General features: G+C 51.9%; 39 protein-coding genes. 6 read left to right on the top strand and 33 right to left on the bottom strand.

The genetic code is table 11. The annotated features are described in order from the left end of the window. Positions 1-160: 160 nt before the first annotated feature. Positions 161-958 carry an SDR family oxidoreductase gene (locus MIB40_RS16385; protein ID WP_249696485.1) on the bottom strand — a complete coding sequence of 266 codons (798 nt, stop codon included), beginning with the start codon at positions 956-958 and terminating at the stop codon, positions 161-163. Between the two features lie 222 nt (positions 959-1180). Between MIB40_RS16385 and MIB40_RS16380 the strand changes: the two genes are divergently transcribed. The 4 genes from MIB40_RS16380 to torD are packed head-to-tail and all read left to right on the top strand — an operon-like array spanning position 1181 to position 5764. Then, a complete protein-coding gene (locus MIB40_RS16380) occupies positions 1181-1321 on the top strand; it encodes a periplasmic nitrate reductase, NapE protein (RefSeq protein WP_249696483.1) in 141 nt (46 codons plus the stop codon). Between the two features lie 49 nt (positions 1322-1370). After that, on the top strand, positions 1371-2555 hold the full coding sequence (gene torC / locus MIB40_RS16375; RefSeq protein WP_249696481.1) for a pentaheme c-type cytochrome TorC: 1185 nt from the start codon (positions 1371-1373) through the stop codon (positions 2553-2555). Between the two features lie 12 nt (positions 2556-2567). Further along, positions 2568-5030 (top strand): trimethylamine-N-oxide reductase TorA, encoded by a 2463-nt coding sequence (gene torA, locus MIB40_RS16370; protein WP_249696479.1) that lies wholly within the window; start codon positions 2568-2570, stop codon positions 5028-5030. Between the two features lie 44 nt (positions 5031-5074). Continuing rightward, the gene (gene torD, locus MIB40_RS16365; RefSeq protein ID WP_249696477.1) at positions 5075-5764 is read left to right on the top strand and encodes a molecular chaperone TorD; all 690 of its coding nucleotides are present in this window, start codon (positions 5075-5077) and stop codon (positions 5762-5764) included. A 111-nt stretch (positions 5765-5875) separates the two neighbouring features. On the opposite strand, the gene ssb is transcribed toward torD, so the two are convergent. Beyond that, complete coding sequence (ssb, locus tag MIB40_RS16360) at positions 5876-6490, bottom strand: single-stranded DNA-binding protein (protein WP_249696475.1); 615 nt, start codon at positions 6488-6490, stop codon at positions 5876-5878. Between the two features lie 24 nt (positions 6491-6514). After that, positions 6515-7870 (bottom strand): MFS transporter, encoded by a 1356-nt coding sequence (locus tag MIB40_RS16355; RefSeq protein ID WP_249696473.1) that lies wholly within the window; start codon positions 7868-7870, stop codon positions 6515-6517. 165 nt (positions 7871-8035) lie between these two features. Between MIB40_RS16355 and uvrA the strand changes: the two genes are divergently transcribed. Both uvrA and MIB40_RS16345 read left to right on the top strand, forming a co-directional pair. Further along, complete coding sequence (gene uvrA / locus MIB40_RS16350; protein WP_249696471.1) at positions 8036-10861, top strand: excinuclease ABC subunit UvrA; 2826 nt, start codon at positions 8036-8038, stop codon at positions 10859-10861. Positions 10862-10944: 83 nt separating this feature from the next. After that, positions 10945-11391, top strand: coding sequence for a CBS domain-containing protein (locus MIB40_RS16345; RefSeq protein WP_249696468.1), 447 nt, complete (start codon positions 10945-10947; stop codon positions 11389-11391). On the opposite strand, the gene MIB40_RS16340 is transcribed toward MIB40_RS16345, so the two are convergent. From MIB40_RS16340 to MIB40_RS16195, 30 genes are all read right to left on the bottom strand, one after another. Further along, entirely contained in the window at positions 11388-12284 is an 897-nt protein-coding gene (locus MIB40_RS16340) for a diacylglycerol/lipid kinase family protein (protein ID WP_249696466.1), read from the bottom strand. The two genes, MIB40_RS16345 and MIB40_RS16340, sit on opposite strands and share 4 nt — an antisense overlap. A gap of 60 nt (positions 12285-12344) precedes the next feature. Beyond that, entirely contained in the window at positions 12345-12731 is a 387-nt protein-coding gene (rplQ, locus tag MIB40_RS16335) for a 50S ribosomal protein L17 (protein WP_249696464.1), read from the bottom strand. Positions 12732-12774: 43 nt separating this feature from the next. Then, the gene (locus MIB40_RS16330) at positions 12775-13776 is read right to left on the bottom strand and encodes a DNA-directed RNA polymerase subunit alpha (protein ID WP_249696462.1); all 1002 of its coding nucleotides are present in this window, start codon (positions 13774-13776) and stop codon (positions 12775-12777) included. A gap of 30 nt (positions 13777-13806) precedes the next feature. Further along, positions 13807-14427 (bottom strand): 30S ribosomal protein S4, encoded by a 621-nt coding sequence (gene rpsD, locus MIB40_RS16325; protein WP_249696460.1) that lies wholly within the window; start codon positions 14425-14427, stop codon positions 13807-13809. 15 nt (positions 14428-14442) lie between these two features. After that, complete coding sequence (gene rpsK, locus MIB40_RS16320) at positions 14443-14832, bottom strand: 30S ribosomal protein S11 (RefSeq protein ID WP_249696458.1); 390 nt, start codon at positions 14830-14832, stop codon at positions 14443-14445. Positions 14833-14893: 61 nt separating this feature from the next. Next, complete coding sequence (rpsM, locus tag MIB40_RS16315) at positions 14894-15250, bottom strand: 30S ribosomal protein S13 (RefSeq protein ID WP_249696456.1); 357 nt, start codon at positions 15248-15250, stop codon at positions 14894-14896. 148 nt (positions 15251-15398) lie between these two features. After that, positions 15399-15515 carry a 50S ribosomal protein L36 gene (rpmJ, locus tag MIB40_RS16310; RefSeq protein WP_249696454.1) on the bottom strand — a complete coding sequence of 39 codons (117 nt, stop codon included), beginning with the start codon at positions 15513-15515 and terminating at the stop codon, positions 15399-15401. A gap of 28 nt (positions 15516-15543) precedes the next feature. Continuing rightward, positions 15544-16878 (bottom strand): preprotein translocase subunit SecY, encoded by a 1335-nt coding sequence (secY, locus tag MIB40_RS16305; protein WP_249696452.1) that lies wholly within the window; start codon positions 16876-16878, stop codon positions 15544-15546. Further along, positions 16879-17313 carry a 50S ribosomal protein L15 gene (gene rplO, locus MIB40_RS16300; RefSeq protein ID WP_249696450.1) on the bottom strand — a complete coding sequence of 145 codons (435 nt, stop codon included), beginning with the start codon at positions 17311-17313 and terminating at the stop codon, positions 16879-16881. A gap of 2 nt (positions 17314-17315) precedes the next feature. Beyond that, complete coding sequence (rpmD, locus tag MIB40_RS16295; RefSeq protein ID WP_249696448.1) at positions 17316-17501, bottom strand: 50S ribosomal protein L30; 186 nt, start codon at positions 17499-17501, stop codon at positions 17316-17318. Between the two features lie 4 nt (positions 17502-17505). After that, positions 17506-18009: a 30S ribosomal protein S5 gene (gene rpsE, locus MIB40_RS16290; protein ID WP_249696446.1), complete on the bottom strand. Its 504-nt coding sequence runs from the start codon at positions 18007-18009 to the stop codon at positions 17506-17508. Positions 18010-18019: 10 nt separating this feature from the next. After that, a complete protein-coding gene (rplR, locus tag MIB40_RS16285; protein ID WP_249696443.1) occupies positions 18020-18370 on the bottom strand; it encodes a 50S ribosomal protein L18 in 351 nt (116 codons plus the stop codon). A 14-nt stretch (positions 18371-18384) separates the two neighbouring features. Beyond that, complete coding sequence (gene rplF / locus MIB40_RS16280) at positions 18385-18918, bottom strand: 50S ribosomal protein L6 (RefSeq protein WP_249696441.1); 534 nt, start codon at positions 18916-18918, stop codon at positions 18385-18387. A 9-nt stretch (positions 18919-18927) separates the two neighbouring features. Next, a complete protein-coding gene (rpsH, locus tag MIB40_RS16275) occupies positions 18928-19320 on the bottom strand; it encodes a 30S ribosomal protein S8 (protein ID WP_249696439.1) in 393 nt (130 codons plus the stop codon). Between the two features lie 31 nt (positions 19321-19351). Then, positions 19352-19657, bottom strand: coding sequence for a 30S ribosomal protein S14 (gene rpsN / locus MIB40_RS16270; protein WP_249696437.1), 306 nt, complete (start codon positions 19655-19657; stop codon positions 19352-19354). 14 nt (positions 19658-19671) lie between these two features. Continuing rightward, entirely contained in the window at positions 19672-20211 is a 540-nt protein-coding gene (gene rplE, locus MIB40_RS16265) for a 50S ribosomal protein L5 (protein WP_249696435.1), read from the bottom strand. An 18-nt stretch (positions 20212-20229) separates the two neighbouring features. Then, a complete protein-coding gene (gene rplX / locus MIB40_RS16260) occupies positions 20230-20544 on the bottom strand; it encodes a 50S ribosomal protein L24 (protein ID WP_249696434.1) in 315 nt (104 codons plus the stop codon). 15 nt (positions 20545-20559) lie between these two features. Further along, positions 20560-20928, bottom strand: coding sequence for a 50S ribosomal protein L14 (gene rplN / locus MIB40_RS16255; RefSeq protein ID WP_125018417.1), 369 nt, complete (start codon positions 20926-20928; stop codon positions 20560-20562). Between the two features lie 47 nt (positions 20929-20975). Next, positions 20976-21242, bottom strand: coding sequence for a 30S ribosomal protein S17 (gene rpsQ, locus MIB40_RS16250; protein ID WP_249696431.1), 267 nt, complete (start codon positions 21240-21242; stop codon positions 20976-20978). A 1-nt stretch (position 21243) separates the two neighbouring features. Further along, the gene (gene rpmC / locus MIB40_RS16245) at positions 21244-21435 is read right to left on the bottom strand and encodes a 50S ribosomal protein L29 (protein ID WP_249696429.1); all 192 of its coding nucleotides are present in this window, start codon (positions 21433-21435) and stop codon (positions 21244-21246) included. Then, the gene (gene rplP, locus MIB40_RS16240) at positions 21435-21848 is read right to left on the bottom strand and encodes a 50S ribosomal protein L16 (protein WP_249696427.1); all 414 of its coding nucleotides are present in this window, start codon (positions 21846-21848) and stop codon (positions 21435-21437) included. Before rplP ends, rpmC begins: the two co-directional genes overlap by 1 nt. Before the next feature lie 11 nt (positions 21849-21859). Further along, positions 21860-22543 (bottom strand): 30S ribosomal protein S3, encoded by a 684-nt coding sequence (rpsC, locus tag MIB40_RS16235; protein ID WP_249696426.1) that lies wholly within the window; start codon positions 22541-22543, stop codon positions 21860-21862. Between the two features lie 12 nt (positions 22544-22555). After that, positions 22556-22891 (bottom strand): 50S ribosomal protein L22, encoded by a 336-nt coding sequence (gene rplV, locus MIB40_RS16230; RefSeq protein ID WP_249696424.1) that lies wholly within the window; start codon positions 22889-22891, stop codon positions 22556-22558. A gap of 12 nt (positions 22892-22903) precedes the next feature. Further along, complete coding sequence (gene rpsS, locus MIB40_RS16225; RefSeq protein WP_125018406.1) at positions 22904-23182, bottom strand: 30S ribosomal protein S19; 279 nt, start codon at positions 23180-23182, stop codon at positions 22904-22906. A 19-nt stretch (positions 23183-23201) separates the two neighbouring features. After that, positions 23202-24029: a 50S ribosomal protein L2 gene (gene rplB, locus MIB40_RS16220; protein ID WP_249696422.1), complete on the bottom strand. Its 828-nt coding sequence runs from the start codon at positions 24027-24029 to the stop codon at positions 23202-23204. An 11-nt stretch (positions 24030-24040) separates the two neighbouring features. Next, positions 24041-24337: a 50S ribosomal protein L23 gene (rplW, locus tag MIB40_RS16215; protein ID WP_249696420.1), complete on the bottom strand. Its 297-nt coding sequence runs from the start codon at positions 24335-24337 to the stop codon at positions 24041-24043. After that, positions 24334-24936 carry a 50S ribosomal protein L4 gene (rplD, locus tag MIB40_RS16210; protein ID WP_249696418.1) on the bottom strand — a complete coding sequence of 201 codons (603 nt, stop codon included), beginning with the start codon at positions 24934-24936 and terminating at the stop codon, positions 24334-24336. Before rplD ends, rplW begins: the two co-directional genes overlap by 4 nt. Before the next feature lie 12 nt (positions 24937-24948). Beyond that, a complete protein-coding gene (gene rplC, locus MIB40_RS16205; protein WP_249696416.1) occupies positions 24949-25587 on the bottom strand; it encodes a 50S ribosomal protein L3 in 639 nt (212 codons plus the stop codon). Positions 25588-25703: 116 nt separating this feature from the next. Continuing rightward, positions 25704-26015: a 30S ribosomal protein S10 gene (gene rpsJ, locus MIB40_RS16200; RefSeq protein WP_249696414.1), complete on the bottom strand. Its 312-nt coding sequence runs from the start codon at positions 26013-26015 to the stop codon at positions 25704-25706. Positions 26016-26214: 199 nt separating this feature from the next. After that, a partial coding sequence (locus MIB40_RS16195) for an EF-Tu C-terminal domain-related protein (RefSeq protein WP_454892287.1) occupies positions 26215-26309 on the bottom strand: 95 nt, incomplete at its 5' end.

Below are 26309 nucleotides of genomic sequence, written 5' to 3'. Positions count from 1 at the left end.
AACACACCCTGAAAAGGTTTCTTGCAACAACATCAAACCACCGCTTCCGGGGCCCCTGCTGCTGTAAGGGAGGCGCATTATATATGCTCGGGCAGAGCCGTCAACCGGCTTTTTTCGTTTCGATGTCACTTTAGGTATAACTACCTAGACTTGGCATTTCTCATACCCTCTGAGCCACCAGTTTATAGACCAGACTGGGCCACAAGCGCTTTAACCAAAGAATCTTCATCTCCTTACCTTCCCCGACGACTATTTCCGGACACCGGGCAGCCAACCCTTTCACGATCACTTTCGCGCAACGGGTCACATTCATACCACCCTCAATATCTGCATCTGTTTCACCACAGGCTTCGCCATCACCGACTAATGCATTCCTTGCCACATCGGTTTTAATAAAGCCGGGGATAATCGTGGAAACCGACAAGCCACTCTCGCTTACCTCAGCCCGCAGCGCATCAAAAAAACCCAGCACCGCGTGCTTGGCAGCGCAGTAGCCGGTACGGTATTTGACGCCCACCTTGCCCGCGACACTGGAAGTCACCGCCAGCTGACCGCTCCCGCGCTCTAGCAAATACGGCAGCAACTCACGTGTCAGTGCAATTTGCCCCAACACATCGACATCCAACAACCTCCGGTATACCTCTATGTCAGTGTCCTTGCACAGCGAACGCTGTGAAATGCCGGCATTATTAATAAGGAGATCAACGGGTCCACACTCGGACCAGACATGTTCAACAATTTGAGGCAGCGTATCTACCTTCGCCACATCCAAAGGCATTACCCACACCCGACTGGCATCGGCACCCCTATCAATGCATTCCAACTTAACACGCTCAAGCTCTGCTTCTCGTCGTGCCGATAAAACCAATCCGGCCCCCTGAGCCGCAAACTGATAACTTAAGGCCTCTCCAATGCCCGATGATGCCCCAGTAATCCATACCATTTTATTGTTATACATGATCCATTCCCCATAAAGACAATAGCTACAAAGTACTCTACCAAGCCCAGCTTACCAAGCAACGATCCTCCAACCGAATCAGTACCAGCAGGGATTTTTGGGGTATAGCTCCACCCTTGCCGAGACCGGCTGGAATATTTAACAGCCACTGCTAATCTTTCCTAGAAAGCAAACCTGAAACACTCTTGGCTCGAAGCCTCTATCTTTTTTTATGGAACGCTCATGAGTTCACCAATAGAGAATGAAAATACCAGCTCGCGCGCAGAATGGCTCTCCTTTCTGTTTATCACCGTGCTTATGTTCCCGATCCTGTCAGTCATATTGGTAGGGGGCTATGGATTTATTATCTGGATGCTGCAATAAACGCCATCCCTAATGCATAACACCACCCAGTGGATGCAGGAGAAACAATATGCTGTCACGTATCTTGTCCTATTGGCGGGTCGTATCGACACCGGCCAAACATATTAGTCTTGGCGTATTAACTCTGGGCGGATTTCTTGCTGGCATCATCTTCTGGGGCGGTTTCAACACGGCACTCGAGGCCACCAACACCGAGACGTTTTGCATCAGCTGCCACGAAATGCGAGATAACGTTTATCAAGAATTACAACAAACAGTGCACTGGTCCAATCCTTCCGGGGTTCGAGCCACCTGCCCTGACTGCCACGTACCTCACAATTGGACCGATAAGATTGCCCGCAAGATGCAAGCCAGCAAGGAGGTTTGGGGAACCATTTTTGGCACTATCAATACGCGCGAAAAATTCCTTGCCAAACGCCTTGAACTGGCGAGCCATGAATGGAAACGCCTTTCTGCCAACGGCTCACTGGAATGCAAAAATTGCCACGATTATGGCAGCATGAAATTCGAGGCCATGTCGAAAAATGCTCAGGCCAGAATGCATCGCGCCGCTGAAAATGATCAAAGCTGTATCGACTGTCATAAAGGAATTGCCCACCAACTACCCGAAAATATGAGCGCAGCCTCAGGCGCTTTGGCTGCCCTGCAACCGATCTCTGAAGGCACTAATTACGAATCCGGCGCCGAACTGTACAGCATTCGTAAACTCCCGCTTTATACAGACGCTTCACTACAGCAAACAGCAGGACAGCTGAACAGCGCCAGCAAGGTATCGGTCGTCAAGCGGGAAGGCGACAGTATACTGGTTGAGCTGGCCGGCTGGAGAAAGAAAAAAGGATTTGGCCGCGTGATCAATGCCGATTTTGGCCGCAATATCCGCGAAGCCACCCTGACCAAAACCGTTTCCACCGACACAAAACTCGTCTCTGGCTTTGAAATCAAAGAGGATGATTTGACTGGCTTACCCTGGCAACGGATTAGCACTCAACTCTGGATGAAGACCGAAGGGTTAGTTTCCAATAAAAAGGTTCTGTGGCAAGAAGCCGGCGAAATTTATGTCAATAACTGCAGCATTTGTCACGCCCAGCCCGATGAAAATCATTTCAACAGTAACGCTTGGCCAGGAATGTTCTACGGCATGATCTCCTTCGTCAATCTCGACGACGACACTCAGGATCTGGTGCTGAAATATTTGCAAAACCATTCATCCGATTTTGACGATAGCGCGCACTAAGGAGAGCATCTGATGAGCATTTCCAGACGAGAATTTCTAAAAGGACTGCTAGCCACCAGCGCCACGACCATGATCAGTTCGAGCCTGTTAGTTGCCGGAAAAACGGAAGCGGCACAGGAAACCTGGAAAGTCAGCGGATCCCACTGGGGGGCATTCCGGGCCAAAATAGAACGAGGTACTGTCACTACCATCAAAGCCCTGGAAGGCGACGCACACCCGACGGATATGCTTAAAGGCATTCAAGGTATTATCTACAGCCCTTCACGCATACGTTACCCGATGGTGCGTTATGAATGGTACATGAATCGCCTACAGGCAAACCCCGCCACTCGTGGGGACAATCGTTTTATTCGTGTCACCTGGGACCAGGCCCTGGACCTTTTCTACGAAGAGCTGGAACGCGTGCAAACCCAATACGGCCCCTGGGCACTGCACGCAGGTCAAACAGGCTGGCGTCAAACCGGGCAAATGCACAGCTGCAACAACCATATGCAACGTGCGGTCAGCATGCATGGACACTACATCAAGAAAATTGGTGATTATTCTACCGGCGCCGGTCAAACGATATTACCTTACATTCTGGGTTCTACAGAGGTCTACGCCCAAGGCACCTCCTGGCCCTTGATTCTCGAGCACAGCAAGCTCATCGTGCTCTGGGCGAATGATCCGGCAAAAAACCTGCAAGTTGGCTGGAACTGTGAAACTCACGAATCCTATGGCTACCTGGATCAGCTCAAGCAAAAAGTAGCTGCCGGCGAGACCCGTGTCATCTCGATTGATCCAGTCAAAACCAAAACCCAACTGATGCTCGATTGTGAGCAACAATATATTCACCCTCATACCGATGTCGCCATGATGCTGGCGATCGCCTATACCCTCTATACCGAAGAACTTCATGACCAATCTTTCCTGGATACCTACACTCTGGGTTTCGAACGTTTTGTACCCTATCTGCTCGGTGAAGGAGAGGACAAAACCGCAAAAACACCGGCCTGGGCTGAAGCGATTTGTGGCGTGCCCGCTGCACGCATTCAGGAACTGGCACGCACCATGGCAAGCCAACGCACTCAACTACTGTTTGGTTGGAGCATCCAGCGCCAACAACATGGCGAGCAACCTTACTGGATGGGCGCCGTGCTGGCTGCGATGTTGGGACAAATCGGCTTGCCCGGCGGCGGTGTCAGCTATGCCCACCATTACAGCTCAATTGGTGTGCCCGCCAGCGGCGCGGCAACACCCGGCGCCTTCCCGCTCAATCCGGACCAGGGCAGCAAACGGGAACACGATAAAGAGGACTTTGGCCAATACAGTAAAACCATTCCAGTTGCCCGCTGGGTAGATGCTATTTTGGAGCCTGGCAAAAAAATCGATTACAACGGTAGCACTGTCACCCTGCCCGAATTAAAAATGATGGTTTTTTCGGGCAATAATCCCTGGCATCACCACCAGGATCGCAACCGGATGAAACAGGCTTTTCAAAAGCTGGAAACAGTGGTCGCTATCGATTTTACCTGGACGGCTACCTGTCGCTTTGCCGATATAGTCCTACCCGCCTGCACCCAATATGAGCGTAACGATCTGGACGCTTACGGGTCTTACAGTAAGCGTGGAGTCCTCGCCATGCACAAACTGGTTGACCCACTCTATCAGTCCCGCAGCGACTTCGACATCATGACCGATCTCTGCCGCCGCTTTGACCGCCATAAGGAGTACACCCGGGGGCTTGATGAAATGGAGTGGGTGGAGAAGCTTTACAACGATTGTCGTGCCGCCAACAAAGATACTCACCCAATGCCCGATTTCACCACCTTCTGGCAACAGGGCCTGGTGCGATTTGAGGGTAATACAGACTTTGTGCGTCAGGGCTCTTTCCGCGAGGACCCCGAGATCAATTCCCTCGGTACACCATCCGGATTTATCGAAATATTCAGCCGACAGATCGCCCGTTATGGTTACGACGACTGCCAGGGACACCCGATGTGGATGGAAAAAAATGAACGCTCCCACGGCGGCCCCATGTCCGACAAACATCCACTATGGCTACAATCCTGCCACCCGGACCAACGTCTGCACTCACAAATGTGTGACTCCGAAGCCTACCGGGCCACCTACAGCGTGCAGGGGCGGGAACCTATTTATATCAGCCCCGAGGACGCCAAACGATACAGCATACAGGATGGCGATCTGGTGCGGGTCTTCAACGACCGGGGACAATTGCTTGCCGGGGCACGGGTAAGCGATCGCTTCCCTCCCGGTGTAGTTCGCATTTATGAAGGAGCCTGGTACGGCCCCATGGGTGCAGAGGTCGGCTCGCTGGACACCTACGGTGACCCTAACACCCTGACTCAGGACTTGGGCAGCTCGAAACTTGCTCAGGCAACCGTAGCCAACACCTGCCAGGTGAGTATTGAGCCTTTCCGAAGCAAGGCTCCCAGGGTTACCTCGTTTGGTGGACCTACAGAAATAGAAGCATAATCGCTCGAGCCTCCTCTCTAGTCAGAAGCCACGGGATATCAGAAATGCAGTCATCCGTAAGCGAGCAATGCCAACACGCCGATGGGGCATCCGAGCACCCTACGATGGAGACCCGCGCCGCGTTGTATTGGTGGTTTTCGTCACTGTTTAGCCAAGAGTTATCAGAAACACAGTGGCGAGCTCTGTCAGGACACGAAGGCGAGCAACTGCTGGGCGAGCTAGCACAAGATGAAAGCCTGTCAGTTTCGGCTGAACAGCTGAAGCAAGCAATCGTGCAGATCGCTACGCACCCCAATGCTCGACTGGAATTGGCTGCTGACTTTGCCACCCTGTTTTTAACCGATGGCAAAGCCAGTGCGCCGCCTTACGCATCCTATTACCTAAGCAAGGACAAGCTGCTTTATCAACAGCCCCATCAAGATATGCTGGCTTTGCTCAATGAACACCAGGTGCGGCTGGATGCCCACTTTAAGGAGCCTGCTGACCACCTGGCCATCGTTCTCGACCTATTAGGCAATCTCGCCTTAAAAGCCAGTCGCTGCAAAACTATAGAAACGGAAAAGCGTCAACAAAAACAGATCATTTGCGATCACCTGCTGAGCTGGTTACCCCGCTGGAATCAGGATTGCCAACGCAGCCAGAGCGATGACAAACCATCTTTGTACCCGGCATTGGCACAGCTGCTGAACGACTTCTTACAGGCCGATAAGAACTGGCTGGAAAATAAGGACTAGAAAGTAGAATCCGGCACTGTTTTAAAAACCACTTTGTAGCCATTAAAACTCAAAAGCCCCTGACAGCAGGGGCTTTTTAATAACGCTTGCAATGGCAGTTTGGGACGGCCCCTAAAAAGGAATATCGTCGTCAAAGTCATCGAAACCGCCTGCGGCCGGTTGCTGCTGAGCTGGCTGCTGACCCTGAACAGGCTGTTGAAAACCACCCTGTGCAGGTTGCGACTGGCGCGGTTGCTGCTGCTGAGGGGCTTGTTGTGGCTGTTGGAAACCCTGGTTGGCCGCAGGTTGTTGCGGTGCCGCCTGTTGATAATTACCCTGCGCAGTTTGGGTCGCTGGTTGCTGTGGCTGCTGGTAGCTGCCACCCTGGCTCGCATTATTATCACTACGGCCGTCGAGCATCTGCATCTGACCATTAATATCAACCACGACCTCGGTGGTGTAGCGATCCTGACCTTGCTGGTCCTGCCACTTGCGGGTTTGTAACTTACCTTCCAGATACACCTTGGAGCCCTTGCGCAAGTATTGGCCCGAGATCTCGGCCAACTTACCAAACATGACCACTCGATGCCATTCCGTCTTTTCCTGGGGCTGCCCGGTGTTTTTGTCTTTCCATTGCTCGCTGGTCGCCACACTCAAATTAGCCACCGCGTTTCCGTTTGGCATATAGCGAACTTCGGGATCGGCGCCCAGATTGCCGACAATTATGACCTTATTTACACCACGCATGAAATTCTCCTGATACTTCAATCGCTAGTCGGCAATCACCCCGAGCGCCGCAAGCGCTTCGGTATCCAGCCGATCATTATCTACTTTGAGGTAGGCCGCTAACTCTTCGCGAATCACCACCACCTCGACCACTCCTAACACTTTGGTCAATGCTGCTGCAACCGTCTCCGGGTCATCCTGGGCAGCACCGAGCCCTACAACCATACTACTCAAATACGGGGGTTGCGCCATGGTAGCACTGAATGCAAACCAAATCGCAGACCCAATGGCCGCCAACGCGAAAACCCCCTCAAATCCGTAATATTGATAGATCACACCACCCGCCATGCCGCCCAATGCCGCACCCAGAAACTGGCCGGTAGAATAGACCCCCATTGCCGTTCCCTTACTTCCAGCGGGGGCCAACTTGCTAATCAGCGACGGCAGGGTAGCTTCCAACAAGTTGAAAGCCATAAAGAACAAAAACAGACTGCCAATCAGCGGCCACAAGGCGCCATAACTGACCAGAAAGCTTAGCTCACTGAGGGTCAATAAACCCACCGCCCCCACAAACACCGCCTTTAACTGGCGTTTTTTCTCGCCCAGAATGATAAATGGCACCATGGCGAAGAAGGAGGTCAGCAAGCACAGCAGATAGACCCACCAATGCTGTTCACGCGGCAAGCCCGCCTCACTCACCAAAGCCTGGGGGACCGCAACAAACAGCGCCATCAAGACCGCATGCAGCATAAAAATACCAAAATCCAGACGCAACAGCTGCGGATTGGACAGTATCTTCCGGAACTGACCAGGCACCGCCAGGGTATCGCTATGAGAACGCAACACGCGTGGCGTCGGCACCAGCCAGAGAATGATCATCAAGGCAAACAACGACAACAAGGCCGTTACCAGAAACAATCCCGTCAATCCGAACCAGGCGGTAATCAGGGGTCCGGCAACCATGGCAACACAAAACGATAAGCCGATGCTCATCCCCACCAGTGCCATCGCCCTGGTGCGGTTCTGTTCCCGGGTCAAATCGGACAGTAACGCCAACACCGTACTGGCAATTGCTCCGGCCCCCTGCAAACAACGTCCGGCGATAACACCATAGATGCTCTCCGAACCAGCTGCCAACAAACTACCGGCGGCAAACAACAACAGACCGGCAATAATCACCGGCTTGCGACCGATCCGATCGGACAACATGCCAAAGGGAATCTGCAGTAGCGCCTGGGTTAAACCATAACCACCGATCGCCACGCCAATCAGTGCCGGAGAGGCACCCTGAAGTTCATCACCATAAATCGCCAATACCGGCAACACCATAAACAGGCCTAACATCCGGAACGCAAATACAGACGCCAGCGAGGCTGTCGCTTTGAGTTCCGTACTGTCCATAGATGATTACCTGCCCAGATTTCGTCATGGCTAAAAAGGGGTCGAATTTTAGCAGCTAATACGAGCAATCACTAACGCTGATTTCTCCCTAATCAAGCTGCTTGGTGAGGGCAAAGCGTTTATACTCCGGGGTTCGGTTGACGTCAGCCCAACATTGGAGGAAGCGTGGAGAATATCGTCGTACGGGGTGCCCGCACCCACAATCTGAAGAATATCGATATAGAGATTCCACGAGACAAGCTGATTGTTATTACCGGGTTATCCGGTTCAGGCAAATCCTCGCTCGCCTTTGACACCCTTTACGCCGAAGGCCAGCGCCGCTACGTCGAATCACTGTCGACCTATGCGCGCCAGTTCCTTTCCATGATGGAAAAACCCGACATTGACCATATTGAAGGCTTATCTCCGGCCATATCAATTGAGCAAAAGTCGACCAGCCATAACCCCCGCTCCACCGTGGGCACCATTACCGAAATATATGATTACCTGCGTCTACTGTTTGCTCGTGCCGGAACGCCACGCTGCCCCGACCACGATTTGCCACTTGAGGCACAAACCGTCAGCCAGATGGTGGATCAGGTACTGGCCCTGGAAGAAGGCAGCAAGCTCATGCTGCTGGCTCCCGTCGTGCAAGAGCGCAAGGGCGAGCACCTCCATGTTTTCCACGAACTGCGCACTCAGGGTTTCGTACGTGCACGGGTGAACGGTATTGTGGTGGACCTTGATCAGCCCCCGACTCTGGATAAACGCAAGAAACACAGCATTGATGTTGTGGTGGACCGTTTCAAGGTTCGCAACGATTTGCAGCTCAGGCTAGCTGAGTCCTTTGAAACGGCGCTTAATCTCGCCGACGGAATCGCTCTGATCGCCTTTATGGATGGCGATCAGAAAGAGCTGGTGTTTTCCGCCCGCTTTGCCTGCCCTACCTGCGGTCACAGCATCAATGAATTGGAACCACGACTGTTTTCGTTTAATAACCCGGCCGGCGCTTGCTCCTCTTGCGATGGCCTTGGAGTCAAACAGTTTTTCGATGGCTCACGCATCATTTCACATCCAGACTCGACGCTCGCAGAAGGCGCTATCCGCGGCTGGGATAGACGCAGCGTGTATTACTTCCAGATGCTGGTTTCCCTGGCCACACATTACAAGTTCGATATCGACACACCCTTTAACGAGCTCGACAAACAACACCAACAACATATTTTGTATGGCAGTGGCGACGAAGAGATCAACTTCAATTACGTCAATGATCGCGGTGATGTTATGCAACGCAAGCATCACTTCGAGGGCATTATTCCCAATATGGAACGCCGCTATCGTGACACTGAATCCCAAAGCGTGCGTGAAGAGCTGTCCAAATACCTTAGCACCCAACCTTGCCCCTCCTGCCATGGCAGTCGCTTGCGTCGCGATGCCCGCCACGTGTATATCGCCCAGGAAAACCTGCCGGAACTGACCTCTATGCAGGTCGGCGCGGCACTGGAGTATTTCGATACCCTGTCACTCGAAGGGCGCAAAGGTGAAATTGCCGAAAAGATCCTGAAAGAGATTCGTGAGCGCCTGCACTTCCTGGTCAACGTTGGCCTCAACTACCTGACTCTGGACCGCAGCGCCGATACCTTATCGGGGGGCGAAGCCCAACGAATTCGACTGGCCAGCCAGATTGGTGCCGGGTTGGTTGGCGTTATGTACATTCTGGATGAGCCTTCTATCGGCCTGCACCAACGGGATAACGAACGTCTGCTCAAGACACTCACTCACCTGAGGGATCTGGGTAACACGGTGATTGTCGTAGAACACGATGAAGATGCCATTCGCCTGGCCGACCACGTGGTAGATATAGGTCCTGGCGCCGGTGTCCACGGCGGAGAAATTGTTGCCCAAGGCACGCCCAAAGCGGTAATGAGAAACACGGCATCGCTAACGGGAAAATATCTGACGGGTAAAGAAGAGATCGCCATCCCGAAAACCCGTACGGCGGTCGACGATAAGCGCCTTCTGAAACTGATCGGTGCTAGCGGGAATAATCTGAAGAAGGTTGATCTGAGCATTCCGGTTGGCCTGATGACCTGTGTCACGGGTGTCTCTGGCTCAGGAAAATCCACCCTGATTAACGGTACCCTGTATCCGTTGTGCGCGACCGAATTGAATGGCGCCACGACGCTCACCGCTGCCCCTCACAAACGAATAAGCGGGTTAAAGCACTTTGATAAATGCATCGACATCGACCAGAGTCCGATTGGCCGAACCCCTCGTTCAAACCCTGCTACCTATACCGGGATTTTTACCGGTATTCGCGAACTGTTCGCGGGCACCCAGGAAGCGCGCTCCCGCGGCTACAAGCCCGGTCGCTTCAGTTTCAACGTCAAAGGCGGTCGCTGCGAGTCCTGTCAAGGCGATGGCGTTATCAAGGTTGAGATGCATTTCCTGCCTGACATCTACGTTCCTTGCGATGTCTGTAAAGGAAAGCGTTACAACCGGGAAACTCTTGATATTCGTTACAAGGGTAAAAGCATCGACGAAGTACTTGAGATGACCATCGAAGATGCGCTCCTGTTTTTCGATGCGGTGCCAGCCATCAAACGCAAGCTGCAAACCTTAATGGACGTTGGCCTGACCTACGTTCACCTGGGACAGAATGCGACCACCTTATCCGGCGGTGAAGCTCAGCGAGTCAAGCTTGCGAAGGAGCTGTCCAAACGCGATACCGGTAAAACACTCTACATACTGGACGAACCTACGACCGGCTTGCACTTCCATGATATTCGCCAGCTGCTGGGAGTACTCCACCGTTTGCGTGACCACGGCAACACGGTCGTCGTCATCGAACACAATCTGGATGTCATCAAGACTGCGGATTGGGTAGTCGATCTAGGGCCCGAAGGAGGAGACGGTGGTGGAGAAATTGTTGCGACAGGCAAACCGGAGCGCGTCGCGAAACAAAAAACCTCTCACACCGGCCGTTTTCTTAAACCAATACTTGCCCGATAATCAAATCAACACTGATAATAACTAAAGCGAGCTATGCTTATTTATAGTGACATAATTTAAGGTCAGATCACTGGAGGTTAGTTATGAGCGAACAAAGCGTTGCCAACATCATGACGCGAGATGTCATCAGCTGCCTGGAAACCGATTCGCTAAAGCTGGTCAATACACTGATGACCCAACACAACATCAGACACCTGCCAGTGATCGACAGTAACACCGGGCAGTTTCTGGGTTTGTTGTCTCAAAAGCATGTATTACGAGAAGCCTTCTATCTCGCTAAAACCAGCGGTGACGTTGATCTTGCCAATCTCGGCAACGGCATCCAGGTGAAAGAGGTCTATTCCAGCGGCGTTGTCAGCGCAACACCGGACACCTCGCTCGAAGAAGCCGGGCGCTTTTTCCTGAACAGTAAACACGGCTGCCTGCCTGTGCTTGAAGATAAAAAGATTGTTGGCATTGTCACTTCAGTCGACTTCGTCCGACTCTGTATCGATCTGCTACGACGTGGTTACTCCCCTAACGCCGATTAATAGCCACAGATAACCGGCATTGGCTTAGTGCCGGCCTCAACTTTTAGGGGCAACGACTCAGCGGCATCTCCATCCACCTGTAAAATTTCATCGTTGCCTCGACGCTCGACCGTAAGCGTTTTCGCGGAGAATGAAGACACTCTTTTACCAGATTCAAATCCTCCAAGCGGCAGCCTTAGTAAAGCCGAGACCAGCGCGCCTGGCCCGGCAGCGGATATCAACAACACCTGCACACTCGGTTGGCTCACATCCATTTCAGCCGCAACCACATAACGACCGGCGTAATAACGTCCATTGCTAACCAACAGTGAATCTGCGCGCCGCTCTTTACCGTCAATAGTCACCCGGTATCCACGACTGCGCCACTGCCATAAGGGCTTGATTGCTGCCACGGCATAGGCAAGCTTACCCAGGCGCCGTTTCAGATTGAGATTCACTGCCGATACCACTGACGCGTCAAAACCCACACCCAACGAGAAAGCGAACAGGCGGCCATTAACTTCTGGCCAATAGCAATCCTTTACCTTTCGTTTATCAATCAATTGCGCAAGACCTTCAGCGGTGGCGGGCAGGTCCAGCTCTTTCGCCACGACATTGGTGGTACCCAGAGGTACAATGGCCAGTATTAATGGCTCACGTCTCAAGCTCAAACCATTAATAACTTCGTTGACCGTACCGTCACCACCCGCGGCAATAACAATACTGGCATCGCCGGAATATTGCTGGACATGGTGTTGGGCATCACCCGCCGCCGCGGTTTCAAACAACTCGACATCCCAACCACGGACTTTCAGGTAGGCCAGAGTAAGATCCAGCAAGGCACGTTTACGAGGCCCGGCAGCCGGATTAAGTACTACCAGTAGCTGTTTTAGTTCTTGCGCTGCAGCAGACATAACCATTCCCCAGAAACAAAAAAGCCGAGCATAAGCTCGGCTTTTTTGTAGTGTTACCACTTACTCTTCGTCAGCAGCCTCAACAGGCTCTGGACGATCGACCAACTCAACAAAGGCCATAGGGGCCTGGTCACCGGTACGGAATCCACATTTCAAAATGCGAATGTAACCACCGGGACGCTCTGTGTAGCGAGGACCGATTTCGGCAAACAACTTACCAACAGCAGCTTTATCACGCAGGCGATCAAATGCCAGACGACGATTAGCTACGGAATCTTGCTTAGCCAGGGTGATCATAGGCTCAGCCACACGGCGCAACTCTTTGGCCTTGGCTAGCGTGGTTTTGATCACTTCATGCTCGACCAAAGAGCAGGTCATGTTCTGAAACATTGCCTTGCGGTGCGAGCTGGTACGGTTAAGCTTTCTACCACTCTTGCGATGACGCATAACTCAAATTCCTTACCAGAGTACTAATCTGGTTACAAAGACGTTAGGCAGAAGCCCGATCGTCGTTCTTCAAACTTGCCGGCGGCCAGTTATCCAGCCGCATTCCCAGTGACAAACCGCGAGAAGCGAGAACGTCTTTAATCTCGGTAAGAGACTTCTTACCCAGGTTAGGCGTTTTCAGCAGCTCGACTTCGGTACGCTGGATCAGGTCACCAATGTAGTAAATGTTCTCTGCCTTCAGGCAGTTGGCGCTACGAACGGTCAGCTCCAGATCATCTACTGGACGCAGCAGGATAGGATCGACTTCATCCTCCTTCTGCTCCTGTACAGGCTCGCCCGGTCCCTGCAGGTCAACAAAGGTCGCCAACTGCTGCTGCAAGATAGTAGCTGCACGGCGAATTGCTTCTTCAGGATCCAGGGTGCCATCGGTGTCGAGGTCCAGTACCAGCTTGTCGAGGTCGGTACGCTGCTCTACACGGGCGCTATCGACAACATAAGCCACGCGATGAACGGGGCTGTAAGTTGCGTCGATTTGCAAGCGACCAATAGAGCGGGTTTCATCTTCGTCACTGGCACGAGAATCGGCGGGCTCATAGCCACGACCACGCTGCACCTTGAGCTTCATAGTAAGCTCACCGGCCGGAGCCAGGTTGGCGATAACGTGATCGGGATTTACGATCTCAACACTGTGATCAAGCTGGATATCAGCAGCAGTCACTGCACCCTCACCCTTTTTAGTCAGGGTCAGGACAGCTTCATCACGCTCGTGCATTTTGATCGCTACACCTTTCAGGTTAAGCAGGATCTCAATTACATCCTCCTGCACACCTTCCAGGGCACTGTATTCGTGCTCTACGCCGTCGATCTCAACTTCAACCACGGCACAGCCGGGCATAGAAGAGAGCAGAATGCGGCGCAGGGCGTTACCCAAGGTGTGGCCAAAGCCTCGCTCGAGAGGCTCCAGTGTCACCTTGGCACGGGTAGCGCTAATCTCCTGAACGTCGATGCGCTGGGGAGTTAGAAAATCGGTTACGGAACTCTGCATGGATGTAATACCCTACTTAAAGTCTATCCCTTACTTGGAGTAAAGCTCGACGATCAGGTTTTCGTTGATCTCGGCTGACAGATCGCTGCGCTCAGGAATGGATTTGAAGACACCTTCTTTCTTGCTGGAGTCAACATCAACCCACTCAGGATTACCACGCTGTGCCGCCAACTCCAGAGCAGAGCTAATGCGCAGCTGCGTCTTGGACTTTTCGCGGATAGCGACAACATCACCACTCTTAACCTGGTAAGAAGGAATATTCACTGTCTTACCGTTTACGGTGATAGATTTGTGACTTACCAACTGACGCGCTTCGGCACGAGTAGAACCAAATCCCATACGATACACAACGTTATCGAGACGAGATTCGAGAAGCTGAAGCAGGTTGACACCTGTGGCGCCCTTGAGGCGATCAGCTTCCTTGTAGTAGTTACGGAACTGCTTTTCGAGCACGCCGTAGATACGACGAACTTTTTGCTTCTCACGCAACTGAAGACCGTAGTCAGACAAACGTGTACGACGCTGACCATGCTGTCCGGGAGGTGTTTCGAGCTGACACTTGGAGTCCAGCGCACGAGCGCCACTCTTCAAGAACAGATCAGTACCTTCGCGACGAGACAGTTTACACTTGGGACCTATATATCTAGCCATTTAACCGTCTCCTGCTTACACGCGGCGCTTCTTGGGTGGACGACAACCGTTGTGAGGTATCGGTGTCACATCGGTAATGTTGGTGATTTTGTAACCACAAGCATTTAGAGCGCGTATAGCAGATTCCCGGCCTGGGCCAGGTCCTTTTACACAGACGTCTAAATTCTTCAGACCGTATTCAGCGGCCGCATTTCCTGCACGCTCGGCAGCTACCTGAGCTGCGAACGGGGTGCTCTTACGAGAACCACGGAAACCAGAACCACCAGCGGTGGCCCAGGACAATGCGTTACCCTGACGATCGGTAATGGTCACGATAGTATTGTTAAAAGACGCGTGGATGTGGGCAACCCCGTCAACAACCGTCTTTTTCACCTTTTTACGTGATCTAGTACCTGGCTTTGCCATATCAGAATCATTCCTGTTTTAAATAATTGACTCAGCGCCTGCCAAAGCAAGCCCAAGTATTTTACTTGCGAATCGGCTTGCGAGGACCCTTACGAGTACGCGCGTTGGTTTTGGTACGCTGGCCGCGAAGTGGAAGACTGCGACGATGACGCAGACCGCGGTAGCAACCCAAATCCATGAGACGCTTGATGTTCATGCTCACTTCCCGACGCAGATCACCTTCGGTGTTCAGCTTGGAAACGGCAGAGCGAAGCGTATCAACCTGATCTTCGCTCAAAGAGCTGATTTTGGCGACCGGATCAATTCCGGTTTCCACGCACAGCTGCTGAGCAGTTGTTTTACCTACACCATAGATATAGGTAAGAGAGATAACAGCGTGTTTGTTATCTGGAATATTGACGCCAGCTATACGGGCCATTCAATTTACTCCATATTTTTACGGACAAAGGCACCCCAAAACAGGGGCCATCCCAAAAGGCGGGACAGCATACCTTCTGATGATTAATAAATCAACCGCCTGACCAGCACAGCTGATCAGGCGGTAAACTTGCGGATCCGTTATCTGTTTAGCCCTGGCGCTGCTTGTGGCGAGGCTCAGCACTGCAGATAACACGGACGGAACCGTTGCGACGAATGATCTTGCAGTTTCTGCAGATCTTCTTCACTGATGCACGAACTTTCATAATCTACTCCAAAGCTAACCGGTCAGACTTAGCGCAGCAGGCCGCCGCTACCATAGCCCTTCAGGTTAGATTTCTTCATCAAGGATTCATACTGATGTGACATCAGGTGTGACTGTACCTGAGACATAAAGTCCATCACCACCACAACCACGATCAACAATGAAGTTCCACCAAGGTAGAACGGTACGTTCCATGCGACTACCAGGAACTGCGGAAGCAGACACACAGCAGTCATATAAAGAGCACCGAACAAGGTCAGCCGAGTCAACACGCTATCGATATAACGCGCAGACTGCTCACCGGGACGAATACCGGGAATAAAGGCGCCCGACTTCTTTAAGTTGTCGGCCACATCATTCGGGTTAAACACCAACGCAGTGTAGAAGAAGCAGAAGAAGATGATACCGGCCGAGAACAAGACAATGTTCAGCGGCTGGCCAGGGCCTATCGCCAAGGCGATATCCTGCAACCATTCCATTCCTTCACTCTGACCAAACCACTGACCGATCGATGCCGGGAACAGTAGGATGCTGCTGGCAAAGATAGCCGGGATAACACCCGCCATGTTTACCTTCAGAGGCAGGTGACTGGTTTGCGCTGCAAAAACCTTACGGCCTTGCTGGCGCTTGGCGTAGTTAACTGTAATACGGCGCTGGCCTCTTTCAACGAAGACAACAAAACCGATAACTACGATAGCCAGTGTAGCAATCGCCAGCAGGGCAATGATGTTGATATCACCCTGACGTGCCGACTCAAAAGACTGCCCGATAGCTCCGGGCAGACCTGCTACGATACCTGCGAAAATCAGAATCGAGATGCCGTTACCAATCCCTTTCTCGGTCACCTGCTCACCCAGCCACATCATAAAGACGGCACCGGTAACAAAGGTAGTGATCGCGACAAAGTAGAAGCTTGCGTCTGCTGAGAAAGCGATACCCTGGTTCGCCAGACCAACCGTCATCCCGAAACCCTGCACCAATGCCAAAAGCACGGTACCGTAACGGGTGTACTGACTGATCTTGCGACGCCCAGCTTCACCTTCTTTTTTCAACTGCTCAAGCTGTGGACTGACAACCGACATCAACTGCATGATGATCGATGCCGATATGTACGGCATGATGCCCAGGGCGAGAACAGACATTCTCTCCAGAGCACCACCCGAGAACATATTGAACAGGCTAAGGATAGTCCCTTCGTTCTGGTTAAAGAGCTGCGCCAGTCGGTCCGGGTTTATACCCGGAACCGGAATGTGAGCACCGATCCGATAAACGACAATTGCCAATAAGACAAAGCGTAGACGGGCCCACAGTTCACTGAGGCCGCTTTGATTACCCATTGCAGGGGATGATCCTTTCTTAGCCATTTATTCCTCGATCTTACCGCCGGCAGCTTCAATTGCAGCGCGAGCACCTTTAGTGACACGCAACCCTTTCAGGGTTACAGCCTTGGTGATCTCGCCAGACAACACAACCTTCGCACGCAGCATGCTGTTGTTAATAATGTTGGCAGCCTTAAGGGCTTCAACATCAATCACATCAGCTTCTACCAATGCCAGTTCGTTCAAACGAACCTCGGCAGTTACACGAGCCAGGCGTGAGCTAAAGCCATACTTGGGAAGACGGCGAGCCAGCGGCTGCTGACCCCCTTCAAACCCAGGCTTTACACTACCACCCGAACGGGACTTCAGACCTTTGTGACCACGGCCACAGGTCTTACCAAATCCGCTACCGATACCACGACCGACACGTTTGCCGGCCTTACGGCTACCAGGAGCAGGTGCAAGGGTATTAAGTTCCATAATTACTCTCCCTCAACCTGTACCATGTAAGATACTTTGTTGATCATACCGCGCACTGAAGGAGTGTCTTCCACTTCTACAGTGTGACCAATACGGCGCAGCCCAAGACCAAGGACACAAGCCTTGTGATTCTTAAGGCGACCGTTGGTTGAGCGGACCAGAGTTACTTTGATCGTTTTCTCAGCCATTGTTCTACCCCAGAATATCTTCGACAGACTTGCCACGCTTGGCAGCCACCGACGCAGGTGCACGCATCTCTTTCAAACCCTTGAAGGTCGCATAAACGACGTTCACAGGATTTGTCGATCCGTAGCACTTGGCCAGTACGTTATGGACACCGGCAACTTCCAGTACAGCACGCATCGCACCACCGGCGATAACACCGGTACCTTCAGATGCTGGCTGCATGTAAACCTTGGATGCGCCGTGGCGGGCCTTAACCGGGTACTGCAAAGTAGTACCGTCGAGATCCACCTCAATCATATTGCGACGTGCATTTTCCATCGCTTTCTGGATGGCAACCGGCACTTCACGTGCCTTGCCGCGACCGAAGCCAACCTTACCGTTACCATCACCAACTACTGTCAGTGCGGTAAAACCGAAGATACGACCACCTTTAACGGTCTTGGCAACACGGTTAACCTGAACCAGTTTCTCGATGTAACCTTCGTCACTTTTACGTTCGTTGTTCGCCATGTTTCTACCCTTAGAATTCCAGACCACCGTCGCGAGCGGCATCTGCTAGAGCCTTCACACGACCGTGATACTTGTAACCGGAACGATCAAACGCAACCTTGGAAATGCCTGCAGCCTTGCCGCGCTCTGCAATTAGAGCACCGACTTTTTGAGCCGCTTCAACATTACTGGTCGCACCTTCACGCAGTTCCTTATCCAGCGTAGAAGCACTGGCCAACACTTTGTCACCTTCCCCAGCAATCAGCTGAGCATAGATGTGTTGATTGGAACGATGCACACTGAGACGTACCGCGCCGAGTTCACGCATTTTAAAGCGAGCACGGCGGGCACGACGCAAACGGGATTCTCTTTTAACGCTCATATCAATGCCCCACCTTACTTCTTCTTAGCCTCTTTACGACGTACATATTCGTCAGCATAGCGAACACCCTTGCCCTTATAAGGCTCAGGCGGACGGAACGCGCGAATCTCAGCCGCAACCTGTCCAACCAACTGCTTGTCGATACCTTTGATAACAACTTCAGTCTGGCTTGGTGTTTCTGCAGTTACACCTTCGGGAAGGTCGTAATTTACCGGATGCGAGAAACCGAGGGTAAGGTTCAAAGTGTTACCCTTGGACGCCGCACGATAACCAACACCGATCAACTGCAATTTTTTCTCGTAACCCTGGGTTACGCCAACAACCATGTTGTTGACCAACGCACGGGTAGTACCCGCCAGCGCACGAGACTGCTTAGCACCATCGCGTGGCGCAAAAGTCAGTACATTCTCTTCCTGCTTGACTTCAACATTTCCGTGAATGCCCAGCTGCAGAGTACCCTTGCCACCCTTGATAGACAGATCCTGTCCGTTAAGAGTGATTTCAACACCGCTCGGGATTTCTACTGGGGCTTTAGCTACTCGAGACATAGTTCCCCCTTAGAATACGGTGCACAAAATTTCACCACCCACGCCAGCAGCGCGAGCAGCACGGTCAGTCATCACACCACGGTTGGTGGAGACGATGGCAACACCCAGGCCGCCATTGACCTTGGGAAGATCTGACTTGCCGGAGTAGGCACGCAGACCGGGACGGCTAGAGCGCTTAAGCTCCTCGATCACCGGCTTGCCTTCAAAGTACTTGAGCGCAATGCTCAACACTGGCTTACCTTCACCCTCGACAGAAACATCTCCCACATAGCCTTCATCCTTCAGGACCTGGGCCACGGCGACCTTGATCTTGGAGGAGGGCATGCTGACAGAGGCTTTCTCTGCCATCTGGGCATTACGGATACGAGTTAGCATATCTGCTAACGGGTCCTGCATACTCATGTCTAAATTCTCCTAAACGAAATTCAGTGACTTACCAGCTGGCCTTGACCAGGCCGGGAACATCACCACGCATTGCGGCTTCACGAAGCTTGATTCGGCTAAGGCCGAACTTGCGAAGATAACCGTGTGGACGACCAGTTACCCGGCAGCGGTTACGCTGACGAGCAGGGCTCGCATCGCGCGGCATTTTCTGCAGCGCAATCTGGGCATCCCACTTCTCTTCTTCGGTTGCGTTCGTATCAGCCAATACAGCCTTCACAGCAGCTCGCTTGGCGGCGTACTTTTCAACAGTACGAGTACGCTTCAGCTCACGCTGTTTCATTGCAATTTTTGCCATAAGACTACGCCTTCCTAGTTTCTAAATGGGAAGTTGAACGCTTTTAACAGCGCCCGACCTTCGTCATCTGTACGAGCAGAGGTAGTAACAGTGATATCAAGCCCGCGGATAGTATCGATCTGATCGTAATCGATTTCCGGGAACATGATCTGCTCTTTAACACCCATGCTGTAGTTTCCACGACCGTCGAATGACTTAGCATTCAGGCCACGGAAATCACGGATACGAGGAATGGACATAGACAGCAGGCGATCCAGGAACTCATACATGCGCTCACTGCGCAGAGTTACCTTAACGCCAATCGGCCAACCTTCACGAACCTTAAAGCCCGCTACAGATTTACGAGCCTTTGTCACAACAGCTTTTTGACCGGCGATCTTCTCCATGTCAGCTACTGCGTGCTCGATGACCTTCTTGTCCGCTACCGCTTCGCCAAGACCCATGTTCAGGGTGATCTTGGTGATTTTCGGCACCTCGTTTACATTAGCCAGACTCAGCTCTTCTTTCAGCTTAAGTACCAGCTCATTGTTATAGATCTCTTTTAATCTTGCCATGATCGTTACCTAGCCAAATTAACCGTCGATTTTCGACTTACTGGACTTAAAGACACGGACTTTGTCCTTGCCTGCCCCATCAAAACCAACACGGTCAGCTTTTTGAGTTTCGGGATTAAAAATGGCGACGTTAGAGGCTTGAATAGCGGCCTCCTTCTCTACGATGCCACCAGGCTTACCCAGCATTGGGTTAGGCTTGGTGTGCTTCTTCACCATATTGATACCAGACACGATAAGCTTGCCATCGTCGTTTACTTTTACGACTTTGCCGCGCTTACCCTTGTCTTTTCCCGCAATAACGATGACTTCATCGTCTTTTTTGATTTTACGCATGTTCGAATCCTCTCCTTACAGCACTTCAGGTGCGAGAGAAATAATCTTCATGAACTGTTCACCGCGCAGCTCACGAGTAACAGGTCCGAAGATACGTGTACCAATCGGCTGGTTACTGGCGTTGAGCAGTACTGCAGCGTTGCCGTCAAAACGGATCAGAGACCCATCTGGACGACGCACACCCTTACGAGTACGTACGACAACAGCGTTCATAACCTGGCCCTTCTTGACCTTACCACGAGGAATCGCTTCCTTAACGGTCACCTTGATGATGTCACCTACACCGGCATAACGACGGTGGGAACCACCCAGGACCTTGATACACATAACTCGACGAGCGCCGCTGTTATCAGCAACATCAAGCATTGATTGTGTTTGAATCATCTTCTTTCTCCGTACTCGGGCCTCACCAGCCCGAGACTAGATCCAATTTAGATCTGAGTAGCTTTCTCATCGACAGAAACCAGCTCGAAAGACTTAGTCTTCGAAAAAGGCTTGGTTTCGCGAATAGTCACTACATCACCAATATTGCACTCATTATTTGCGTCATGGGCATGCAACTTAGTAGAGCGCTTCATGTACTTACCGTAAATGTCGTGCTTCACCTGGCGCTCAACGAGAACCGTGATGGATTTCTCCATCTTGTTGCTTACTACCCTGCCGCTAAGAGTGCGCACTTTCTTTTCTGTGTCAGCCATCTTAGTTACCTGCTTTCTCATTAAGCACAGTTTTGACCCGAGCGATATCCTGCTTAACTTGCTTCAGCAAGTGAGACTGGCCAAGCTGACCGGTCGCCAATTGCATGCGGTAGTTAAACTGATCGCGGCGCAATGTCAGAAGCTGAGTGTTCAGCTCCTCGACAGATTTTTCACGCAGTTCTGTTGCTTTCATCACATCACCGTCCGCTTAACGAAGGTGGTTTCAACAGGCAGCTTAGCTGCAGCCAGAGCAAAAGCTTCACGAGCCAGCTCTTCGGAAACACCTTCCATTTCGTACAAAACACGGCCTGGCTGAATCTGGCAAATCCAGTATTCAACGTTACCTTTACCCTTACCCTGACGCACTTCAAGCGGCTTACCGGTAATTGGCTTATCGGGGAAAACCCGAATCCAGATTTTACCACCACGCTTGATGTGACGAGTCATGGCACGACGCGCCGCTTCGATTTGACGAGCGGTGATACGACCACGACCGGTTGCTTTCAGAGCATACTCACCGAAGCTGACTTTACTGCCACGCTGAGCCAGACCGCGGTTGCGGCCCTTCTGTTGCTTACGAAACTTCGTACGCTTTGGCATTAACATATGCGTACTCCTTATTTAGCCGCTTTCTTCTTGGCGGGTTTCGGGGCTTCAACTTCTTGTTGAGCGCCACCAATAACTTCGCCTTTGAAGATCCAAACCTTAACACCCAGGATGCCGTACGTAGTCATAGCTTCGTAGTTGGCGTAGTCGATATCTGCACGCAAAGTGTGCAGAGGTACACGACCTTCCCGGTACCACTCGGTGCGGGCAATCTCAGCACCACCGAGGCGGCCGCTGATTTGAATTTTGATTCCCTTGGCACCCAGACGCATGGTGTTCTGCACAGAACGCTTCATGGCACGACGGAACATCACACGACGCTCCAACTGACCACAAATGTTCTGCGCAACGAGCATGGCGTCCAGCTCAGGCTTACGAACTTCCTCGATGTTGATGTGCACAGGCACGTTCATCATCTTGGAAATTTCAGCGCGCAGCTTCTCAACATCTTCACCTTTCTTACCAATCACGATACCGGGACGGGCAGTGTGGATGGTGATGCGTGCGCTCTGTGATGGACGATGAATGTCCACACGGCTAATGGAGGCGCTTTTCAGCTTCTCCTGGATATACTCGCGAACCTGCAAATCGGTAATCAGCTTGTCCGCATACTCCCGGCCGTCGGCGTACCATACAGAGGTATGATCCTTGACGATACCGAGGCGAATGCCAGTAGGATGTACTTTCTGACCCATCTGATCGTCTCCTTATTTCTCAGCAACCTTGACAGTAATGTGGCAAGACCGCTTGAGGATGCGATCAGCACGACCTTTAGCACGAGGTCGAATACGCTTCAGAGTTCTACCCTCGTCTACAAAGACGGTAGTAACCTTGAGCTCATCAACATCGGCCCCTTCGTTGTGTTCAGCATTTGCGATGGCAGACTCAAGAACCTTCTTGAGCAGCTCAGCCGCTTTTTTCTTGCTAAAACTCAAAATATTGAGCGCTTCATCAACTGATTTCCCGCGGATCTGGTCAGCAACCAAGCGAGTCTTCTGAGCTGAAATATTAGCGCCTTTATGTACAGCAGCTATTTCTTGCATCTCGATGCCCTCTTAGCGCTTCTTGGCTTTCTTATCCGCAGCATGCCCGCGATATGTACGGGTAGCGGCGAATTCGCCCAGCTTGTGACCAACCATATCTTCGTTAACGAAGACGGGTACGTGTTGACGTCCATTATGAACCGCGATGGTCAAACCGACCATTTGAGGCAGAATCATAGATCGACGCGACCAAGTTTTAATGGGACGCTTGTCGTTTTTTTCAACAGCATCCTCAACCTTCTTCAACAAATGAAGGTCAATAAATGGACCTTTTTTTAGTGAACGTGGCACTGTCGGTTCCTCTATTTAATTACTTAGACCCGCGACGACGAACAATCATCTTGTCCGTGCGCTTGTTGCTACGAGTCTTACGACCCTTAGTAGGTACGCCCCAGGGTGTCACAGGATGACGACCACCAGAGGTACGACCTTCACCACCACCGTGCGGGTGATCAACCGGGTTCATGGCAACACCACGAACGGTCGGACGAACACCGCGCCAGCGGCTAGCACCAGCCTTACCGAGAGAACGCAGGTTATGTTCGCTGTTGGAAACCTCACCCAGTGTGGCGACACACTCGGCCAGCACCTTACGCATCTCACCACTGCGCAGACGCAGGGTAACGTAAGAGCCTTCACGGGCTACCAACTGAACCGAAGCACCGGCACTGCGTGCAATTTGTGCACCCTTACCTGGCTTAAGCTCAACACAGTGAATAACACTACCCACAGGGATGTTACGCAGCGGCAAGCAGTTGCCTGCTTTGATTGGTGCATCGGCACCTGTGATCAGCTGATCACCCGCTTTAACGCCCTTGGCAGCGATGATGTAACGACGCTCGCCGTCAGCATACTTAAGCAGAGCAATATAAGCCGTACGGTTTGGATCGTACTCGATACGCTCTACAGTCGCCGGGATACCATCTTTGTTACGACGGAAATCAACCAGACGATAGTGCTGCTTGTGACCACCACCCTTATGACGGGTAGTAATGCGTCCATTGTTGTTACGACCACCATTTTTGCTCTTCTTTTCCAGCAGAGGAGCATAAGGTGCACCTTTGTGCAGATCGGGGTTAACGATCTTGACGACAAAGCGACGACCAGCGGACGTAGGTTTACATTTTACAATTGCCATACCTTTACCCCTTACTCTGCATCAGCAAAGTCGATGTCCTGACCTTGCTCCAGACGGACGTAAGCCTTTTTCCAGTCAGCGCGCTTACCCATACCGCGGGCAGTACGCTTTGTCTTGCCTTTCACATTCAGTGTGGCAACAGACTTGACCTTCACCTCGAACAATTGCTCGACGGCCTTCTTAATCTCTAGCTTGGTCGCATCCTTAGATACCTTGAAAACGTACTGACCCTGGGTTTCAGCCAGAAGCGTCGCTTTCTCGGAAATGTGTGGACCTTGCAGTACCTGGAAAACTCGTTCCTGATTCATCCCAGCATCTCCTCAAACTTCTTCAGAGCAGCAACGGTCGCCACTACTTTATCGTACGAGACCATGCTAACAGGATCAGCAGCGCTGACATCACGCACATCAACGTGAGCAATGTTGCGCGCACCCAGATACAGGTTTTCGTCGACAGCGTCAGCGATGATCAGAGCTTTTTCAACGCCCAGCTCTTTCAGCTTGGCGATAACTTCTTTGGTCTTGGGCGCAGAAACCGCGAAATCCTCAACCACAACAAGGCGATCCTGACGAACCAGCTCAGAAAGGATAGAGCGCAAAGCAGCGCGGTACATTTTCTTGTTGAGCTTTTGGCTGTGATCCTGCGGCTTGGCAGCAAAGGTCACACCACCGCTGCGCCAAATTGGGCTACGGATGGTTCCAGCACGAGCACGGCCCGTACCTTTCTGACGCCAAGGCTTACGACCACCACCGCTTACTTCACTGCGGGTCTTCTGGGCACGAGAGCCCTGACGAGCGCCAGCAAGGTAAGCTGTAACGGCCTGGTGAACCAGGGTCTCGTTAAACTCACAAGCGAAAGTGCTATCGGAAACCTGAAGGGTTCCAGCACCATTTACATTTAAATCCATGGCTTAATCCCCTTAGGCGCGCGCTTTAACAGCAGGCAGTACAACAACATCGCCACCTGGAGCACCAGGTACCGCACCTTTGATCAGCAGAAGATTACGCTCGGCATCAACACGTACAACTTCCAGAGACTGGACAGTTACACGTTCAGCACCCATGTGACCGGACATCTTCTTGCCCTTGAACACACGACCAGGAGTCTGGCACTGACCGATAGAACCCGGCGCACGATGCGACAACGAGTTACCGTGAGTGGCATCCTGCATACTGAAATTCCAACGCTTGATGGCACCAGCAAAGCCCTTACCTTTGGACTGACCAGTAACATCAACTTTTTGACCGGCTTCGAAACGGTCTACGCTAAGCTGATCACCAACCTGGAAAGATTCTTCACCTTCCAGACGAAACTCCCACAGACCACGACCGGCTTCGGTATTGGCCTTGGCGAAGTGTCCTGCCATCGGCTTTGAAACCCGATTAGCACGACGAGCACCCAAGGTCACCTGAATAGCATTGTAGCCATCGGTATCCTGAGTCTTCACCTGAGTAATTCGATTGGGATCAACTTCAACAACGGTGACGGGGATTGATACGCCGTCTTCGGTAAAAACGCGGGTCATGCCGCATTTCTTGCCGACTAATCCAATAGTCATTGATTTAACCTCTTATGTGTACGGGGCTTTAACCCGCTATGGCCGCCCATTTCAGAGCGTTACACCAAACAATACATCCGCAGTGCGAATGCACCTTGATCGATCAACCTGAGCAATTACGCCAGGCTAATCTGAACCTCAACACCGGCTGCCAGGTCGAGCTTCATAAGCGCGTCAACTGTCTTTTCAGTAGGCTCAACGATGTCGAGCAGGCGCTTATGAGTACGAATCTCATACTGGTCACGCGCGTCCTTGTTGACGTGCGGAGACACCAGAATGGTGAAACGCTCTTTTTTAGTGGGCAGCGGGATAGGACCACGAACCTGAGCACCAGTACGCTTGGCAGACTCAACGATTTCTTGAGTGGACTGGTCGATCAGACGGTGATCAAACGCCTTAAGGCGAATACGAATTTGCTGGCTTTGCATGATGCAAACAACTCCAAGATTAAAGAACTAAGCTAGACACACGATGTTGCCATAGCAAAAGGAGGCGCAATTCTACAGACGCCCCTCATCGCTGTCAAGCACACAGACAAAGGGAGGCCCCGCACCAGGCGGGGCCTCCCTTTCATCGAATACCAACCAAAAGGGCTGACTATTTAATCAGCCCTTTTAATCACCAGATTTACTCGACGATTTTAGCTACAACACCAGCACCTACGGTACGACCACCCTCACGGATAGCGAAACGCAGACCTTCGTCCATAGCAACAGGTGCGA

This window comes from Aestuariirhabdus haliotis, from assembly GCF_023509475.1.
GTDB classification, from domain to species: domain Bacteria; phylum Pseudomonadota; class Gammaproteobacteria; order Pseudomonadales; family Aestuariirhabdaceae; genus Aestuariirhabdus; species Aestuariirhabdus haliotis.
The sequence above is the reverse complement of the archived record's forward strand: the minus strand, read 5'-3'. Positions and strand labels throughout refer to the sequence as shown.

Coding starts and splice junctions, on each gene's coding strand:
- MIB40_RS16385 (WP_249696485.1), bottom strand. CDS start 958: ATGTATAACAATAAAATGGTATGGATTACTGGGGCATCATCGGGCATT.
- MIB40_RS16380 (WP_249696483.1), top strand. CDS start 1,181: ATGAGTTCACCAATAGAGAATGAAAATACCAGCTCGCGCGCAGAATGG.
- torC (WP_249696481.1), top strand. CDS start 1,371: ATGCTGTCACGTATCTTGTCCTATTGGCGGGTCGTATCGACACCGGCC.
- torA (WP_249696479.1), top strand. CDS start 2,568: ATGAGCATTTCCAGACGAGAATTTCTAAAAGGACTGCTAGCCACCAGC.
- torD (WP_249696477.1), top strand. CDS start 5,075: ATGCAGTCATCCGTAAGCGAGCAATGCCAACACGCCGATGGGGCATCC.
- ssb (WP_249696475.1), bottom strand. CDS start 6,490: ATGCGTGGTGTAAATAAGGTCATAATTGTCGGCAATCTGGGCGCCGAT.
- MIB40_RS16355 (WP_249696473.1), bottom strand. CDS start 7,870: ATGGACAGTACGGAACTCAAAGCGACAGCCTCGCTGGCGTCTGTATTT.
- MIB40_RS16345 (WP_249696468.1), top strand. CDS start 10,945: ATGAGCGAACAAAGCGTTGCCAACATCATGACGCGAGATGTCATCAGC.
- MIB40_RS16340 (WP_249696466.1), bottom strand. CDS start 12,284: ATGTCTGCTGCAGCGCAAGAACTAAAACAGCTACTGGTAGTACTTAAT.
- rplQ (WP_249696464.1), bottom strand. CDS start 12,731: ATGCGTCATCGCAAGAGTGGTAGAAAGCTTAACCGTACCAGCTCGCAC.
- MIB40_RS16330 (WP_249696462.1), bottom strand. CDS start 13,776: ATGCAGAGTTCCGTAACCGATTTTCTAACTCCCCAGCGCATCGACGTT.
- rpsD (WP_249696460.1), bottom strand. CDS start 14,427: ATGGCTAGATATATAGGTCCCAAGTGTAAACTGTCTCGTCGCGAAGGT.
- rpsK (WP_249696458.1), bottom strand. CDS start 14,832: ATGGCAAAGCCAGGTACTAGATCACGTAAAAAGGTGAAAAAGACGGTT.
- rpsM (WP_249696456.1), bottom strand. CDS start 15,250: ATGGCCCGTATAGCTGGCGTCAATATTCCAGATAACAAACACGCTGTT.
- rpmJ (WP_249696454.1), bottom strand. CDS start 15,515: ATGAAAGTTCGTGCATCAGTGAAGAAGATCTGCAGAAACTGCAAGATC.
- secY (WP_249696452.1), bottom strand. CDS start 16,878: ATGGCTAAGAAAGGATCATCCCCTGCAATGGGTAATCAAAGCGGCCTC.
- rplO (WP_249696450.1), bottom strand. CDS start 17,313: ATGGAACTTAATACCCTTGCACCTGCTCCTGGTAGCCGTAAGGCCGGC.
- rpmD (WP_249696448.1), bottom strand. CDS start 17,501: ATGGCTGAGAAAACGATCAAAGTAACTCTGGTCCGCTCAACCAACGGT.
- rpsE (WP_249696446.1), bottom strand. CDS start 18,009: ATGGCGAACAACGAACGTAAAAGTGACGAAGGTTACATCGAGAAACTG.
- rplR (WP_249696443.1), bottom strand. CDS start 18,370: ATGAGCGTTAAAAGAGAATCCCGTTTGCGTCGTGCCCGCCGTGCTCGC.
- rplF (WP_249696441.1), bottom strand. CDS start 18,918: ATGTCTCGAGTAGCTAAAGCCCCAGTAGAAATCCCGAGCGGTGTTGAA.
- rpsH (WP_249696439.1), bottom strand. CDS start 19,320: ATGAGTATGCAGGACCCGTTAGCAGATATGCTAACTCGTATCCGTAAT.
- rpsN (WP_249696437.1), bottom strand. CDS start 19,657: ATGGCAAAAATTGCAATGAAACAGCGTGAGCTGAAGCGTACTCGTACT.
- rplE (WP_249696435.1), bottom strand. CDS start 20,211: ATGGCAAGATTAAAAGAGATCTATAACAATGAGCTGGTACTTAAGCTG.
- rplX (WP_249696434.1), bottom strand. CDS start 20,544: ATGCGTAAAATCAAAAAAGACGATGAAGTCATCGTTATTGCGGGAAAA.
- rplN (WP_125018417.1), bottom strand. CDS start 20,928: ATGATTCAAACACAATCAATGCTTGATGTTGCTGATAACAGCGGCGCT.
- rpsQ (WP_249696431.1), bottom strand. CDS start 21,242: ATGGCTGACACAGAAAAGAAAGTGCGCACTCTTAGCGGCAGGGTAGTA.
- rpmC (WP_249696429.1), bottom strand. CDS start 21,435: ATGAAAGCAACAGAACTGCGTGAAAAATCTGTCGAGGAGCTGAACACT.
- rplP (WP_249696427.1), bottom strand. CDS start 21,848: ATGTTAATGCCAAAGCGTACGAAGTTTCGTAAGCAACAGAAGGGCCGC.
- rpsC (WP_249696426.1), bottom strand. CDS start 22,543: ATGGGTCAGAAAGTACATCCTACTGGCATTCGCCTCGGTATCGTCAAG.
- rplV (WP_249696424.1), bottom strand. CDS start 22,891: ATGCAAGAAATAGCTGCTGTACATAAAGGCGCTAATATTTCAGCTCAG.
- rplB (WP_249696422.1), bottom strand. CDS start 24,029: ATGGCAATTGTAAAATGTAAACCTACGTCCGCTGGTCGTCGCTTTGTC.
- rplW (WP_249696420.1), bottom strand. CDS start 24,337: ATGAATCAGGAACGAGTTTTCCAGGTACTGCAAGGTCCACACATTTCC.
- rplD (WP_249696418.1), bottom strand. CDS start 24,936: ATGGATTTAAATGTAAATGGTGCTGGAACCCTTCAGGTTTCCGATAGC.
- rplC (WP_249696416.1), bottom strand. CDS start 25,587: ATGACTATTGGATTAGTCGGCAAGAAATGCGGCATGACCCGCGTTTTT.
- rpsJ (WP_249696414.1), bottom strand. CDS start 26,015: ATGCAAAGCCAGCAAATTCGTATTCGCCTTAAGGCGTTTGATCACCGT.